This window comes from Rhizobium sp. GW821-FHT14E12, assembly GCF_058803745.1.
In genome coordinates this window covers 1-15586 of sequence record NZ_JBXAPH010000024.1, presented here as the reverse complement: position 1 = coordinate 15586, position 15586 = coordinate 1, and the positions used below count along the sequence as shown (strand labels likewise).

Below are 15586 nucleotides of genomic sequence, written 5' to 3'. Positions count from 1 at the left end.
CTCCTCTTCTTCCCCGCGGGGATCATAAGTGGAAAATTCCAGTTCCAAATGGCCTAATTTAACGGGGGCACGTCAATCTCATCTAGGGTGTTGACTGGAAACCTCTTTTGGCGGTGTGAGCGGATCGCTCCGAAATGAAAAAAGTGGGTCAAATTCGTGCGATAATCAACACTCGCCTTCAATGTTCCGGATCACTGTATTAACGGCTTGTCGGATAGAGGTCGAGTTTCTAAAAAGGGGCTCTGCAGCGCAAACGATCACCTTAAGGCGAGCCCGTCCGGTTAATGTTAGGGCTTCTTAAGTTTCGTCGATCCGGGATACGTTCAACACAGGGGGATTTTATGGATCAGGAGTTCTTTGTAGCGAAACCAGATAAGGCAAAATTGCTGTTCTCGACAATATTTCTCACTACGATCTCTGCAATCGCGTTTTATTATCTCTACAGAGGGCCGGACCAAAGCAGCCTCCGAATCGTGCTCAGGGAAGGCTATCTATTTTATCCTATATTCGGATTTGGGCTTCTGCTTCTTCTTGCGCTCTCCGTTGGAGGCCTTTATCGGCTCATCTCGGGTGCAAAAGGTTTGACGGTCAATCATGAGGGCATCGACTTAAATGGTTCATTGCTGGTGAAGTGGAATGATATCGATGCTTTGGAGCATTATGAGGATTTTACGTCCTCGCATCTGACTGGGTACAAAATTATCCTTAAAGATCCGGAAGGCTATTTATCCGCGCACAAACAGCATCCGCTATACAAAAGGATGGTGGCCAATCAGAAATCCATATCGACGCCTGTGGCGGTCTATACGAATAGTCTGAACATGGATCACGCCAGATTTAATTCCATTGTAGGTCATTTTCTTCGCAAAAATGCCTGACGCGGTCGGTCTGAAAGTGTCGTCGTGAACCGGCTCTGAACAATACTTCGCTGGATCAGCCACCGCAGCACGACCTGGGCGACGCTCTTGCCATGCTTCTCGCCGATCGACTGCAGAAGCTCGTTCTTGAACAGGCCGTTCTTCCCTTCCGCGAATGGACCCCAGGCTTCAGGCTGCACGCCGTATTCCTGGAGAGTTTGCTGAGCGTCTTCCTGGTGATGGAATGGGTGGATCTCGATCTGGTTTACCGCGGGGACGACCTTGTTGTGGAGCACGAAGTCCACCAGACGGTCGGGATAGAAGTTGCTGACCCCGATCGCGCGGATGCGGCCTGCCTCGTACATCCTCGTTCTGGTCCTTCATCACGACCTCACAGCCTCGTGCTGAAGCGGTGGGACGCGAGACGACCTAAGCATCGCGGCTGGTAAGCTCGCTTCAACTCCGAATAGTGTGACCCTCGCGTGACGACGTCCTATTTTTCAAGGTTACGCCGCGATTTGAGTTTTCTGATTAGAATGTATTGAGATCCAGAAGCGGGCGCCTTCGAACAATGTTGAAGGCGCCCAATCATTCAGGCCGCGTGGTAAGATGAGAGCCAATGTGCGTAGGGGGCGGGTAATGTCCAGGACGGTCGCTCGACACCGAGCTTGCGCGCGGCTGTGTACGGCCAATGTGGATCGGCGAGTATCTTAGAATTTGGTAGCGCTCAGGAGGACCAATTTTATCGCGGGGAGAGGGAAAGGTGCGCCCAATTCAGATTGGCATGAAAAATGCGTGTTTTGCCCATGATCGCAACCCACGATGATGGAGACGGCGGACGATGACAAGGCAGGCAAATGGCACTCTGGATGTGCGGTTGATGCGCACGTTGCTGACCTTATTGACGGAGTGCAGCGTTTCGCGAACGGCCGACCTCCTGGGGCAAGCTCAGCCGACAGTTAGTCTCACGCTCAAGAGGTTGCGAGAAATGCTGGACGATCCGTTGTTGGTAAGATCTGGCGGTGCACTGGTGCCAACGGAACGGGGACTGGCATTGAAGGAGACGCTGCGCGACATACTCGGCCAGATCAACACGCACCTTGCTCCCGATCCCACCTTCGACCCCAAAAACGCCAAGCGAAACTTCCGTATCATTGCCGACAATTGTCTCGGCGCTGTGTTTCTGCCGCAACTTGTCGGGAAGATCGCACAGAAGGCGCCGAATGTCGGCGTTGATGCGTCCCACATGCCGAGCTACGACGATCTTCTCAGCCAATTGGCGGACGGGTCCATCGATGCGGTTATTGGGAACTGGCCGCATCCGCCGGAATATCTGAGGATGTCCCCTTTATTGACGACCGATATCGTCTGTGTCGTACGCCCAAGCCACAGACTGGCAAACCGTAGCGAACCCATCCGGATGGAAGAGTTCCTGACGGAAAAACACCTTTCTCCGACGTCCGATAAACGCGCTCACCTAAGCCCGATCGATGGGCGGCTCATCGAGCTCGGCCTTAAACGCAATATCGCCACATCGGTCCCGGAATACGCAATCGCGCCCTATGTCCTTGCCCAATCGGACCTAGTTTTCACCACGGGACGAATTTTCGCCGAGCAGATCGCCCAAGCGTTTCCCTTCGTCGTTCTGGAGGCGCCTCGTGAACTTGGACAGATGCAGTTCTATATGCTCTGGCACGAGTGCAAGCATCAGTCGCCTGACCATGTCTGGTTGCGACAAATGATAAAGTCAGTGGCGGCCGACGTTCGCGCCAGCGATGCAACGGCGTCGGAATCGCTCAAATCTGTGCGGACCAAAGCGCCTGCATTCGGTTGAGCCGAGTTGGCATGCCGACGTCCGATCTTCTTCGCAGTGCAATATAGTCTATTTATGTTCGGTTATGGCCGTTTCTTTCCAAACGGACCACACTGGTTGCAATCCAATACCAACCAGATGAGGGCATGATGGCCGGTTCAGGAATTACCCGACGTGAAGTGCTTGCAGGGATCGCCGCCGGTACGGCAGCAGGGATGTTCGGTTCGTTGAACAGCGCCAGAGCCGCCGTTTCCGAAATGGTCTGGGCGACCTGGGATTCCAACGGCCATCCTGAATATATTGCGGCCTTCGAAGCGCAGACCGGCGTCAAGGTGAAACTGTCTTATCTTTCCAGCGAGGACGCACAGTTCGCAGCTCTGAAAACCGGGACGGCGTCTGATTGGGACATGATCAATCCGTCCCTCAACGGGAGCTGGCGCTACATCAAGGCAGGGTTGCTTCAAGAAATCGACATGGGCAAAATCCCAAATGCCGCCAAAATGTACGATGTCTTCAAGACGACGCCCAAGGTTCTGGATGCCTCGGGCAAACATTTTGCAGTTCCCTATCTCTGGGGCCTCAACCCGATCGTCTATCGTAAAGACAGGTTCGAAAGCGAGCCTGACTACACGACGCTGTTCAACGAGAAATACAAGGGCCAGCTCGCCATGCGCGACTATGCGCTGGAATCCATCGGCATAGCCGGTCTGGTCGCCGGCATACCGCGCGACAAGGTGTTCCTGATGGAGACCAAGGAGCTGGCGGAAGCCAAAAAACTGCTGATTGCGCAAAAGCCGTTGCTGCGTACCTATTGGCAGACGATCGGCGATCTCACAAACCTGTTTGCCACGGGCGAGGTCTCATGCGCGTTTTCGTGGCGGGTTCCCTATGACACGCTTAAAGACAAGCTGAACATGGGAATGGCGAAGCCGAAAGCCGGGATCATGGGCTGGTGCGACTGCTTTGCTATGCCGGCGACACTGTCTCCGGAAAAGACCGAAATCGGCTATAAATTCGTCGACTATCTGCTTGGCGCAGACTTCGCGACCCAGATTGCCAAGATCGGCAACTACGCAACCACCTCGTCCATTATTCGCGACAAGCTGTCGAAGGAAGAGCAGGAAACGATCTTCGTCGACGATATGGATGTGATGAAATCCTTCATGTGGCCCGTCGCCCCGGAGAATTACTCGGAGTGGCTGAAGGTATGGAATGAAGTCAAGGCAAGCTGATGAAGGTCAACATGCCTGACATGGTGTCCGATCCGTCAAGGTCCGGGCTTTTGCTGTCGGCCCGCGGCCTGACGAAGAATTATGGCAAGGACCGTGCGGTCGACAGCGTCGATCTCGACATTCCGGAAAGAGCTTTCACCACGTTTCTCGGCCCTTCCGGCTGCGGCAAGACCACGATATTGCGCATGATTGCCGGCTTCGAGACGCCGGACGCGGGATCGATCGTGCTTGACGGACGCTCGCTTTCCGGCGTTCCGCCGGAGCGTCGTCCGGTCAACACCGTGTTCCAAAGCTATGCGTTGTTTCCGCATCTGACCGTATTTGGAAACGTCGCATTTTCCCTCACCCTGCGCCGCAGCAATATCGACGTGCCGGCCCGTGTCAAACGTGCGCTTGAGGCGGTGCACATGGCGGAATTCGGTGATCGATATCCACATCAATTGTCGGGCGGCCAACAGCAGCGCGTGGCGGTGGCCCGCGCGATCATCGCCGAGCCACATCTGCTCTTGCTCGACGAACCCTTGTCGGCGCTGGACAAAAAGATGCGCGGCCATCTTCAGATCGAATTGAAGGACCTGCAGCGACGCCTCGGTATCGCTTTCGTCTATGTGACCCACGATCAGGACGAGGCCTTTGCGCTCTCGGACATCGTCGTCGTCATGAACAAGGGGCGTATTGTTCAAAGAGGCGACCCTTTGACGATCTATGCGCGTCCTGCCAACGCCTTCGTTGCTGATTTCATCGGTGCTGCGACCCTCATTCCCGGCGAAATTGTCGGCAGCGGCGCAATCCCCGGATCGGCTGCGATCGACACGGCAATAGGCATCATTCAGTGCCCGGCAGTGGAGGGGTTGTCGCGTGGGGACAAGGCGGTGCTCGCCATTCGACCGGAAAATCTTCGCATTGCCACAGGCTCGGGCGTGATAAGCGCGACGGTCCAACATGTCGTGTTCAAGGGGGACAGATATCTTATCGAGGCCGGTGTGAGGGGCATCACCTTGCGGTTCATGGCGGATCATCCGTTTGCCCCAGGGACGGATGTCGGCCTGGCATTGGATCCTAATCGTGCCTTCATCACGAGGGTTGAGTGATGGCTCTGGTGTTCCATCGGGCACATTTTGCCTTGCCCGTCGCATGTCTTTTATTGGTGGGTTGCGTCCTGCCGCTCGCTTTGCTGCTGGTGTTCAGTTTCTTTGAGGTGGATCTCGACGCCTTCACGATGGTTCCAGCTTTTTCGGGACAGAGCTGGTCGCAGATTTTTACCAATCCGGTCTTCGCCTTTCTGATTGGCAAGGCAGTCGTCTCAGGTGCGGGGACAGCGGTGCTGGCCACTTTTGTCGGGTATCCGATTGCGATTTCGATGACGCGCCTGCCCGCTCTTTGGAAGGGGATCGCAAGTATCGTCCTGCTGACGCCGCTCTATACCGGCGAGATCGTGCGAATTTATGCCTGGCGTGTCGTTCTTGGCTCCGAAGGGTTGATAAACGCCGTCCTGCAATGGCTCGATCTTGTCGATGAGCCTTTGAAATTCCTGTTATTTTCGCCGTTCACCACGCATCTCGTGCTGCTTTACAACAATCTGCCCTTCATGGTTCTGGCGATATGGATATCAGCCGAGCTAGTCGACAAAAGGCTGATTGAAGCCGCGCGGGATCTCGGTGCCCGGCCATTGGATGCGTTCTTGAAGGTTATCCTGCCCTTGACCACTCCCGGGCTGGCCGTCGGCGCCTTTACCGTCTTTGCTCTGGCCGCTGGCGACATGATGACTCCAAGTCTTCTTGGCGGAACGTCGGGCGCGACGCCGATGGCGACGATCGACAATCTGTTCGGTACTGCCTTTGATTGGCCGCTGGCGTCCGCTCTGGCCCTCAGCCTGCTCGTCGTCCTGTTCGCATTTGCCATCGGGTTCGCCACGATCCTTCTTCGGCTCAATGGTGCAAGGGCAGTATTCCGGCGGGGGGTGAAATGACCCGATTTGCGATCGTCACACTTGGTTTCGCGACCTGCTTTTTCTACCTGCCGATTGTCGTTCTCGGGATTTTTTCCTTTAACGCGTCGAGCACGATGGCTTTTCCCCTGAGCGGCTTTACCTTTGCCTGGTACGCCGACCTTGTTGGCAATGCGGCGTTTCAGGGTGGCTTCATAACCAGCTTTTTGATCGCCCAACCTGTCGGGCTTCTGGCTGCGTTCATCGGCCTTGTCGCCGCCTTGGCCCTGACGTCGCCGCGAATGTGGTTCCGGGGTGCATTTGCCGTTTTGATCCTCGTGCCCTTTCTTGTGCCGAAGACCGTCCTTTCCATCGCGCAGGCAATGCTCATGAGCTGGGTAGGGCTGGGACGCGGAGCGACCGCCCTCATTCTGGCGCAAACGATTGTTGCCATCCCCTTCACCACAACAATCATCGCCGCTGTGCTAATTCGGCTCGATCCACGATTGGAGGAGGCGGCCCGCGATCTGGGTGCTACGCCGTGGCAGAGTTTTCGGCGTGTTCTGCTTCCGCAGCTCAACGTCGCGCTGAGCGCCGCCTATTCCATCGGGGTCATTCTGTCGCTGGCGGATTTGACAATCTCCATGTTTTTGGCCGGCCGAACACAGCCGCTTTCCCTCATCGTCGCATCGGAGTTTCGGCGGGAACTCAAGCCGGACCTCAATGCGATGCAGGTGGTCGTCCTCCTATTGACTGCCCTGATCGTGGCGTTGACGGAGATTAATCGCCGTCGCCGTCTACGCGGACGTACGGCTCATTTGAGAGATCAAACATGACATTCTCCCCCGCTGATGTGCTGCGGATGACGGTTGACGGCCTGAAGCAGGCTGCCCGCGCCGATCTTGCCGCCCTTGGCTATCCAAACCCACCATGGATCGCCGATCTGCCACGGTCAGACGCAATAGAGATCGCCGATGTCATCATCGTCGGTGCCGGCCAGTCCGGCATCACGATTGCGGCCGCTCTGAAGTGGGATGGGGTGAGCAACGTGCGTGTGCTCGACAGCGCGGCGCCAGGGGCCGAAGGGCCATGGCTGACCTTTGCGCGCATGGAGGAATTGCGCACGCCGAAAACGCAGGTCGGCAACGAATTCAATGTCGTCAATCTGTCCGTGCGGCGCTGGTTCGAGACAGTTTACGGGCGTCAGGCCTGGGAGGAGCTTCCACGTATTCCAAGAAAGGACTGGAAGGCCTATCTGGATTGGTATGCCGACGTCTTCGAAATCGCGATTACAAATCATTGCGAGGTTATCGACGTGGCCCCTGAAGGCGATGTCATAGCCGTCACCACCAGGGTCCGCGGCGTGGTGGAAAAGTCTCTGGCGCGCACCGTGGTCCTGGCCACGGGATATGATGGTGCGGGTGCATGGCGAGTTCCAGGTTTCGTCTCTGAAGGGTTGCCGCCGGACAGGTTCAACCACACAAATGGTCCCATTGATTTTGAAGCTTTGAGGGGCTTGCGCATCGGCATTCTTGGGCACGGCGCGTCGGCATTCGACAACGCCATCAAGGCTCTTGAAGCGGGCGCTGCCTCCGTCGATCTCTGTTTTCGGCGTGCGAAGCTGCCGCGCACGAACCCGCATCGCGCGATTGAAACACCGGGGATGATGACGCATTATCCGGATCTCGCCGACAGCACGCGCTGGAATATTTCCCGCTTCTTTCGTAGCGCCGATCAGCCGCCGCCGGTGCGGAGTTTCGAAACCGCCATGAGCCTTGCCGGGTTTCGGCTGCGCCCCGCCACACCATGGCTCGCGGTTTCCGAGCAAGCCGGCGCAATCCGTGTCGATACGCCAGACGGCATTCTAGAGTTCGACCATCTCCTGCTTGCGACTGGCATGCAGATCGACCTTGCCGCCCGCCCGGAACTCACAAGCATCCATGATAAGGTTGCGCTCTGGGGGGAGCGCTACACACCGCAAGACCCTGAAAAGGACGCTCGTCTCGCACAGCTTCCCTATCTCGATGCGTTCTATGGCTTTGTTCCAAAAGACGCTGCCGACACATGGCTCAGCCGCGTATTTGCCTTCAATAGCAGCAGCTTTATCAGCCACGGCCCGCACTCGACTTCGATCAGTGGACATAAGCATGGCGTTCCCCGTCTCGTGCGCGGTGTCTTGCGTCGGCTTCTTCTCGATCAGGAAGAAACAATCCTGCTGGCATTGGCGGCCTATGCCTCGCCCGATCTGCCGGTCTCCGATGATTTTGAAGATCGTGCCGCTGCGGCAAACCCGCGTCCGGCAAGCCCTGACCAATCCGACAATCGCGTTTGAGGATATGTTATGACGACCTCCTTTTATTGGACCGATCACACGACCGCCGATTTTGCTTCCCGTGATTTGAGCGGCACGGTCGTCATATTGCCGATAGCGGCCATCGAGCAGCATGGTCCCCATCTTCCTGTGAAGGTGGACGCGGCGATCAATGCTGGCATTCTCGATCGAATGACGCTCTTGCTTGACGCCGGTGCCGACGTCCTGATCCTGCCAGCACTCAGCGTCGGCAAATCGGACGAGCATCTGGCCTATCCGGGCACGCTTACCATCTCCGGGCAAACACTGCGCCTCGTCTGGCTCGACATCGCCAGAAGCGTGAAGCGCGCGGGTGCCCGAAAGCTTATTCTTTTCAATTCGCATGGCGGGCAGATCTCGCTCATGGACATGACCTGCCGTGATATCCGTGTGGAACTCGATATGCTTGCGGTCGCCTGCTCCTGGTTCCGGATTGCGCCGGTCGACGATCTGTTTTCTTCGGCGGAAATTCTTCACGGCATTCATGGCGGCGATATCGAAACCAGCATGATGCTTGCCATCGCACCAGAGCTGGTCGTCATGGACAAGGCCGAAGACTTTGTGCCGCTGACGGTCGGCATCGAACAGTCCGGCAGCCTGCTAACGGCAGAGGGTGCGGTGGGCTTCGGCTGGCAGGCGCAGGATCTTCATCCGGCCGGAGTTTGCGGCAATGCCGCCAATGCGGATGCCGACAAGGGTGCGATCGTCCTTGACCGTGCTGCGGCTGCATTGGTCCGTCTCATTGAAGCCGTTCGCAGTTTTGACATAGGCCAGCTCACCTCCGAAACCCGCTTTTCGGCAATGAGATAGACCATGCTGGCGATCCGCGAGGTCGAAACTCTTCATATGCAAATGACAGACGGCGTGCAGTTGGCTGCCGATGTCTATCGCCCCGTCGGACCGGAAACATACCCGGTTCTGGTGATGCGGTTGCCCTACGGACGCAAGGTCGCCTCGACGGTCGTTCTCGCACATCCCGCCTGGTATGCAGCCCAAGGCTATATCGTTCTGGTGCAGGACGTTCGGGGCCGGGGCGGTTCGCAGGGCGTATTCAGGGTTCTCGAGGACGATATCGCTGATGGCGCGCACACACTTTCGCTGGCAGCCGATCTTGCCGGCGGTAATGGCAGGGTGGCGAGCTACGGGTTCAGCTACCATGGCATGAACCAGTTCATGGCACTTGCGGGTGCGAAGCGATCAGGCGGAAAAGTACCCGATGCCATGGCGGTCGCGATGGCGGCCTTCGACGTGCGCAATCATTGGGCCTTCGAGGGCGACGGATTCCGTTTGCAGTCAAACCAGGTATGGGCCTGTCAAATGGCGGTCGAAAATGCCCGGCTGGCCGGCGATATTGCCGCTGCCAACGCATTGCGCGCTGCTTTGCCATCGTTGCACTCCGGCCCGATTTCGGCAAAGCCGGAAGCGTTGGAGCATGCGTCGCGATACACGCACTACCATGATTGGCTCGCCGACGATCCGGCCTATTGGCGGGAAAGGTCGCCAAAGGCGGTGCTTGAGGGCATGACGCTGGACGTTCCGGTCCTGCATGTGGGTGGATGGAACGACATCATGCTTGAGGGCACCTTTGTGGCCTTTGACGCTTTTTCAGCGGGTCCCTGCCTGCAGCGGTTGTCCGTCGGCCCCTGGTCGCACCTCCCCTGGGGGCGAAGGGTCGGTGCGCTGGATGCCGGGCTTGAGGCTGCAGGCGGGATCGACCCGGAGATAATAGCGTTTTTCGACGAAGTCCTGAAAGGTCGTGAAAACCACTATCCGAAAATTCGGCTGTTCGATGTGGGCAGGAAGACCTGGGTCGGTTTCGAAAACCTGCCGCGGACCGACGAGTTGCTGCTCCATCTCACGTCGGGCGGCAGAGCATCGCCGACAAGTGTCGATGGCAAGCTTGACGAAAAGGCAGGCTCCTCGAACTCAGACTATCTGGTGCACGATCCATGGCGGCCAGCTCCAAGCGTCGGTCTGCATCTCGGGACGCCACCGGATTTTGCCGACAGGGCAGCGATCGATGACCGGGCCGATGTGGCTGTCTATACGTCGGAACTTCTCGACAGCCCGCTCTTTCTGGTTGGAGCACCGGACGTCGAGCTTTTTTTGACCTGCGACCGACCAAGCTTCGATCTTGATTGCACCTTAAGTGCACTCGCCCCGGACGGATCGGTCATCACGGTCACCGCAGGGCATAAGACCGTGATGGCACACGACAACGTATCGGTGATGATCGTCAAGATGCGTTCGATGTGCATGACGGTGCCGGTAGGCCATTGTCTGCGCCTTTCCATCCAGGCGGCATCGTTTCCAGCTTTCCCTGTCAATCCGGGCACCGGCGTCCGTCCCCAGGACGCGGCTTTTATCGACGGGCTTGTCACAACACTCGTGCTTCGCTCCGGTGACGCCCACCCCTCTGCCATCCGCTTGCGGCTCCTGGCGGAGACGGGTGCCGAAAGCGGCACCGCCACTCTGAGAAAGGCTCAATATGCCAGCGATCTCCAATGAAGAAACCGCCGAAGGCCTTGAAGCAATTCTGGTTGACATGCCGGGATGGGGCTCGGAATTCTCGCACACATTCGCCAATCATGCCCCGATGGTTCTCGTGGCACTCGACCGTATCGGCGGCGCGCGTCCTCAACTTCGGCGCTTCTTTGATTACTACAGAGATGCAAAGCAGCTCGTACCCTTTGCTCAGCCGATTGCACCCCTTGATGGCAATAGTTGGAAGACGGCCATCGGACAGCGCGAGCGCGAACCCGATCTGCGCATATTCTTCGCGGGCGAGCTGACGAGGCTGGGTATCCATGGCGCGTTGCAGCTCTATCTCCCCGATCTTGCGGCTGGTATTGCCGCCAGCGCGTTTCACGCGCTGATGCGAACTGCCTATGGTGTTCTTCGCGGCAATGAGGCCGATGTCGCGATTGCGCTTGCCTATTGGGCTGCCACCTATCTGCCGCTTCCATCGGCAAAGGGGGCGTCGCCGATTACGCGCGATCCGGCCGAAGTGCTCGCGATGACCGCAAAGATTGCACCATTGCATGGCATGAAGCTGCATGAACTGTTGTGGCAAAACATGCGGGACGCCGGCAACATCCCGGCGTTTGCACCCGTCATCGATTGGCTCGAAATCGGGCCGGAGACCATGGAGCAGATGGCATCCACCGCCCTTTCGCTGTTTGCCGCGACCCAGCATTTTGCAGCCTTGCATGTCATCACCGGACTGCACTGGATCCGTCTGCTCGCGCCTTATTGCGATGAGGAAACGCTCTATCGGATGTTGCGGGTGTTCTGGCAGGGCATTGCCGCGTTGATGGGCGAGCTTGGCTTTCCCGAGATGCCGGACAAGGTCGTGGTTGATCGCTGGCGTAATATACCGGCTCCCGATTGGCCCGAGATACATGCGATCGCCGCACAGAGTTATGACGAACACGACATCAGCCTTGCCTTTTCCGCAAGCGAGGAAATGAAAGTCTATGGCGATCCGCTCTATCGTGTCGTGGTTGCTCGCCGCCTCGGTCTTATCGGAGACTACGTGAAATGACGGCAGCGACGTCGAGAACCGCCGATTGTATTATCGAAGCCGGCACGGTGCTTTGCGGCCTTGCGCCCGATGGCACCATGGCGATGCGCCATGACGTTGGCATCCGTGTCGATGGCGGCATGATCGCTCAGATTGGACCGATGCCAGCGGTTGCCTATGGCAACGACCATCTTCCCCGGTTTGGCTCCCGCGATATGATTGCCATGCCGGGACTGGTCAACAGCCACCACCATTTCGGGATAACTCCCCTGATGCAGGGCGTGCCATTCGCGCCGCTGGAATTATGGCTGCCGCAGTTCCGGGCAATGCGTCACATCGATGTCGGGCTCGACACGCTCTATTCGGCGATCGAGATGCTGGAAAGCGGTACAACAATGGTGCAGCATATCAACAGCGGATTTGCTGGCGCACCGGATGGTTGGATGACCACGGCCGATGCGACGCTTAAAGCCTATGCCGAGATCGGGATGCGGGCCGGTTACTCTTTCATGATCCGTGACCGCAATATTCTGACCTATGATGACGACGCAAACGTTCTTGCCACCCTTCCCGAGGCCTTGCGTGCGTGGATTGCACCAAAACTCAATGCCGCCGCAGTGCCAGTCGCGGAGCTCATGTCGTTTTACAGAGCGCTCAGCGAGCGCTGGTTGGCGGCGCAGCCCGATCATGTCCGCATCAATCTCGCGCCAGCGAACCTTCACTGGTGCAGCGATGAATGCCTCCAGACCATCTTCGAAACGGCACGCGCCTCCGGCGCACAGGTGCATATGCATCTTTTGGAAACCGAGCGGCAATCAAGTTTTGCCTATAATAAGTTCGGCCACAGCGCCGTGCAGCATTTGAAGGCGCTCGAGTGCCTCGGCCCAGATGTGACGCTTGGCCATGGCAATTGGATGAGCCGCGCCGATCTCGACATCATCGCCGACTGCGGCTGTACCATATGTCACAATGCGTCTTCGGGGCTCCGGCTTGGCAGTGGCATTGCTCCCGTCAACGAGATGCGGCGTCGCGGCATTCCGGTGGCGCTCGGTATCGACCAGTCGAACATCGCCGATGATCGCGATATGACGCTCGAGATGAAGCTTGTCTGGGCGCTGCATCGCGAAACCGGACTGTGGAACGACCGGCCCGATGCCGGCGCCGTGTTGCAAATGGCCACGGAGCACGGCGCCAAATCCGTCGGCTTCGGCGGCTTTACGGGCCGGCTCGAACCCGGTCTGCAAGCTGATATTGTGCTGATGGATCAGCGAAAAATTGGCCGTCCGCATCTCAACATGAGAACACCTCCGGCGGATGCCGTTCTGCATCGCGGGGGGCGGCATGCCGTCCATCAGGTGTTTATCGGTGGGTGTCTGATTGTTGACAACGGTAAAGTGATCACGATCGACCGTGAGGCCGTGCTGCTCGAAATTGCAGATATACTCAAAGGCCCGGAAACGCAGACGGAAACGCAGGCATGGGATGCCATCGGGGCCCTTCTTCCGCATTTGGAGGCGTACCACCGAAAATTCACGCCAGCAGCCGCGCAGCGCACGTATCGATATAATTCGATGGCGGACAATCAGGACTATGAATAAGCATTGCGCATTGACCCCGGTCACCTCGGCGAAAACAATTGGCTGTATCGCAAATTTTTGGAAAGGCCGCAGAAACGGCTATTGCTGGACACAATTATGCAGAGAATTGCTGAAGTGCCGATTGTCCTCTCGTTGAAAATTGGCGTTTGCGGATCATGTGGGCCACTTCGATACCATGTGGTGTTGCTGACGCAGACTGGAAGGATTTGAAGCCTTCATCGGACGGGTCAGCTTCTTGATAAACCGGTGGTGTAGAAAAACACCGCGTATAGAATCACCTCTTTCGGGTAGTGGTTGCCTTTTAAATCGACCAGGATCGGGAAGCTCAACCTGCTAACTCACCTTCAGCCCAGATCTACGGCATGACCTAATTGGTTGCAAACCCGGTGAAAAGTTTGCGGTGGGACCCACGACGGCGGGGCAGCCCTGGTGATCCAGGCGTGAATGCGCTCCAATGTATGAGATGTGGGATCAGGCATGTCGACGTAACCTCTGACCAAAAATTATATTAAAATATTGGTCGTAAACCACCCGCTTCCTGCAAGCCCAAGCTTTGAGACTATTCATCTAGCAGGCCATCGAAGACTTCGAGCATGGCGTCGCTGATGGCCTTGCCAAGTGCGGCGGCAGTCTCGGCCAGTGCTTCTTCGTTCATGTCACGAGCGGCCATTGCAAGGGCAGCGCCTTCTGCCGCCACGATTGCCCGTGCGCGCTGGATTGCCCACAGGGCGAAGTCGCTGCGGCTGCTGATTTCCACGGTGTCCATGATTTCTCCTGATTTGTTCGAGCGGATGCCTTATAGCGAATTTGGCGGACGATACAGTCCGGAGAGTTGTTTCAAGAATGAACCAGAGATAGCGAATGACACTGCAGTTCAATCTGTTTGTTTCGCCTGAGCCAGCACCTGCGAAGGTGGCCGGTTCCCCGGCGATGAAGCGCCATTCTCCGGCTGCGTTGAGCGAAGAGGATATGGTGCGGCATCTCCAGGAGACTGGCCGGTACCGTATCCTGAAAAAGCTCGAGCCTCGTTCTGTCACGGCCGCCGCCCGACCAGGATTTCCGCTGAAAGGCGTGATCCTCGACACCGAGACCACCGGCCTCAATCATCGCAAGGACGAGATCATCGAAATCGGCGCCGTTGCATTCACATTCGGCGTAGCTGGCAATATCGGCGATGTCATTGGCGTCTATGGCGGATTGCAGCAGCCGAGCGTTTCGATCCCACCGGAAGTCACCCGTCTCACGGGCATCACGGACGAAATGGTAGCTGGCCAGATGATCGATATTCAGCAGTTGCGCGCCGTGGTCGAGCCGGCTGATCTCGTCATTGCGCACAACGCCGGCTTCGACCGGCCGTTCTGCGAGGCATTCTCGCCCATCTTCAACGGAAAGGCGTGGGCCTGCTCGGTCTCCGAAATCGATTGGTCGGCACGCGGTTTCGAGGGCACCAAGCTCGGCTACCTGATTGGGCAGGCGGGCTACTTTCACGAGGGCCATCGGGCCGTCGACGACTGTTTCGCCCTGCTCGAAGTCCTCGTGCAGGGTGGGGCAGGAACGGAGTCAACGCCGTTTGCCGAACTCTATGAGGCGAGCCACCGATCGCGCGTTCGCATTTTCGCGGAAAACAGCCCGTTCGACATGAAGGATCACCTGAAAGCGCGAGGCTATCGTTGGTCGGACGGGAGTGATGGCCGTCCGAAGTCCTGGTGGATCGAAATTGCGAAAGAGCTCCTCGACGACGAACTTTACTATCTGCGTTCGGAAATCTACCGTTGGGATGAAGCAGATCCGCCGATCAAACGGCTCACCGCATTCGACCGCTTCAAGGCCTGACAGACCCGGCTACTTGGACTTATCGTCCGATAAGAAGCCCCGCGGGCGACCAGTGTCATAGGAGGCCTTTTGCAGTCGTCGGAACGATCGACGAGATCGCCGCGCATTTTGGCATTGACGACCCGCCGGCAATCAGCCGGCCGACCGAGACAATTGAGGGAAGCTCAGGTCTGATCGTCTTGGAGAAAAATGATCGTCGCCCGCGCAAATCGATGCCCTGGGGCTTTCCGCGCCACAGCAGGAAGATGCGCCTACACGGGGAACCGCCGGTCGCATCGGCTTGTCGCCGACCTCACAAACCCGATGTCCGCTACTGAGGAATTTCAGACAGAGAGCTTTTGTAACAACAGGGTTGTCGGTTCTGATCCTTTCAGGGGCTCCACCTGCTTTTATAGTCACGCAGGCATGGCGCGGATAGAGTCAAGGCTTCGGATGCAAGGGTAGGGGATGTCG

At 57.4% G+C, this 15586-nt stretch carries 15 protein-coding genes and 1 pseudogene; 12 read left to right on the top strand and 4 right to left on the bottom strand.

Annotated elements, in window-relative coordinates; translation table 11 throughout:
- Window positions 1–341: 341 nt before the first annotated feature.
- Window positions 342–878: an STM3941 family protein gene (locus AC1RO0_RS31675; RefSeq protein ID WP_498596479.1), complete on the top strand. Its 537-nt coding sequence runs from the start codon at window positions 342–344 to the stop codon at window positions 876–878.
- Here the strand turns inward: AC1RO0_RS31675 and AC1RO0_RS31670 are convergent.
- A complete protein-coding gene (locus AC1RO0_RS31670) occupies window positions 854–1222 on the bottom strand; it encodes an aldo/keto reductase (RefSeq protein WP_498596478.1) in 369 nt (122 codons plus the stop codon). The two genes, AC1RO0_RS31675 and AC1RO0_RS31670, sit on opposite strands and share 25 nt — an antisense overlap.
- Window positions 1223–1737: 515 nt before the next feature.
- On the opposite strand from AC1RO0_RS31670, the gene AC1RO0_RS31665 reads away from it, so the two are divergent.
- The 9 genes from AC1RO0_RS31665 (at window position 1738) to AC1RO0_RS31625 (ending at window position 11723) form a co-directional block, all read left to right on the top strand.
- The gene (locus AC1RO0_RS31665; RefSeq protein ID WP_498596477.1) at window positions 1738–2691 is read left to right on the top strand and encodes a LysR family transcriptional regulator; all 954 of its coding nucleotides are present in this window, start codon (window positions 1738–1740) and stop codon (window positions 2689–2691) included.
- Between the two features lie 128 nt (window positions 2692–2819).
- Window positions 2820–3902: an ABC transporter substrate-binding protein gene (locus AC1RO0_RS31660; protein WP_498596476.1), complete on the top strand. Its 1083-nt coding sequence runs from the start codon at window positions 2820–2822 to the stop codon at window positions 3900–3902.
- Window positions 3902–4993 (top strand): ABC transporter ATP-binding protein, encoded by a 1092-nt coding sequence (locus AC1RO0_RS31655; protein WP_498596475.1) that lies wholly within the window; start codon window positions 3902–3904, stop codon window positions 4991–4993. Before AC1RO0_RS31660 ends, AC1RO0_RS31655 begins: the two co-directional genes overlap by 1 nt.
- Window positions 4993–5871, top strand: a complete 879-nt coding sequence (locus AC1RO0_RS31650) for an ABC transporter permease (protein WP_498596474.1) — start codon at window positions 4993–4995, stop codon at window positions 5869–5871. Before AC1RO0_RS31655 ends, AC1RO0_RS31650 begins: the two co-directional genes overlap by 1 nt.
- A complete protein-coding gene (locus AC1RO0_RS31645) occupies window positions 5868–6665 on the top strand; it encodes an ABC transporter permease (RefSeq protein WP_498596473.1) in 798 nt (265 codons plus the stop codon). Before AC1RO0_RS31650 ends, AC1RO0_RS31645 begins: the two co-directional genes overlap by 4 nt.
- Window positions 6662–8161 (top strand): NAD(P)-binding domain-containing protein, encoded by a 1500-nt coding sequence (locus tag AC1RO0_RS31640; protein WP_498596472.1) that lies wholly within the window; start codon window positions 6662–6664, stop codon window positions 8159–8161. Before AC1RO0_RS31645 ends, AC1RO0_RS31640 begins: the two co-directional genes overlap by 4 nt.
- A 9-nt stretch (window positions 8162–8170) precedes the next feature.
- Window positions 8171–8989: a creatininase family protein gene (locus AC1RO0_RS31635; protein WP_498596471.1), complete on the top strand. Its 819-nt coding sequence runs from the start codon at window positions 8171–8173 to the stop codon at window positions 8987–8989.
- Window positions 8990–8992: 3 nt separating this feature from the next.
- Window positions 8993–10687 carry a CocE/NonD family hydrolase gene (locus tag AC1RO0_RS31630; RefSeq protein WP_498596470.1) on the top strand — a complete coding sequence of 565 codons (1695 nt, stop codon included), beginning with the start codon at window positions 8993–8995 and terminating at the stop codon, window positions 10685–10687.
- Between the two features lie 37 nt (window positions 10688–10724).
- A complete protein-coding gene (locus AC1RO0_RS31625; RefSeq protein ID WP_498596480.1) occupies window positions 10725–11723 on the top strand; it encodes a questin oxidase family protein in 999 nt (332 codons plus the stop codon).
- Here the strand turns inward: AC1RO0_RS31625 and AC1RO0_RS31620 are convergent.
- The gene (locus AC1RO0_RS31620; protein ID WP_498596469.1) at window positions 11711–11893 is read right to left on the bottom strand and encodes a hypothetical protein; all 183 of its coding nucleotides are present in this window, start codon (window positions 11891–11893) and stop codon (window positions 11711–11713) included. The two genes, AC1RO0_RS31625 and AC1RO0_RS31620, sit on opposite strands and share 13 nt — an antisense overlap.
- 24 nt (window positions 11894–11917) lie before the next feature.
- Here AC1RO0_RS31620 and AC1RO0_RS31615 point away from each other — a divergent pair, with 24 nt between their 5' ends.
- Window positions 11918–13300: an amidohydrolase family protein gene (locus AC1RO0_RS31615; RefSeq protein ID WP_498596468.1), complete on the top strand. Its 1383-nt coding sequence runs from the start codon at window positions 11918–11920 to the stop codon at window positions 13298–13300.
- Between the two features lie 94 nt (window positions 13301–13394).
- On the opposite strand, the pseudogene AC1RO0_RS31610 reads toward AC1RO0_RS31615, so the two are convergent.
- Window positions 13395–13549: pseudogene (locus tag AC1RO0_RS31610) on the bottom strand (IS6 family transposase); the annotation flags it as partial.
- A 310-nt stretch (window positions 13550–13859) separates the two neighbouring features.
- Complete coding sequence (locus AC1RO0_RS31605; protein ID WP_498596467.1) at window positions 13860–14066, bottom strand: hypothetical protein; 207 nt, start codon at window positions 14064–14066, stop codon at window positions 13860–13862.
- 95 nt (window positions 14067–14161) lie between these two features.
- Between AC1RO0_RS31605 and AC1RO0_RS31600 the strand changes: the two genes are divergently transcribed.
- Window positions 14162–15133 (top strand): 3'-5' exonuclease, encoded by a 972-nt coding sequence (locus AC1RO0_RS31600; protein WP_498596466.1) that lies wholly within the window; start codon window positions 14162–14164, stop codon window positions 15131–15133.
- Window positions 15134–15586: the final 453 nt, after the last annotated feature.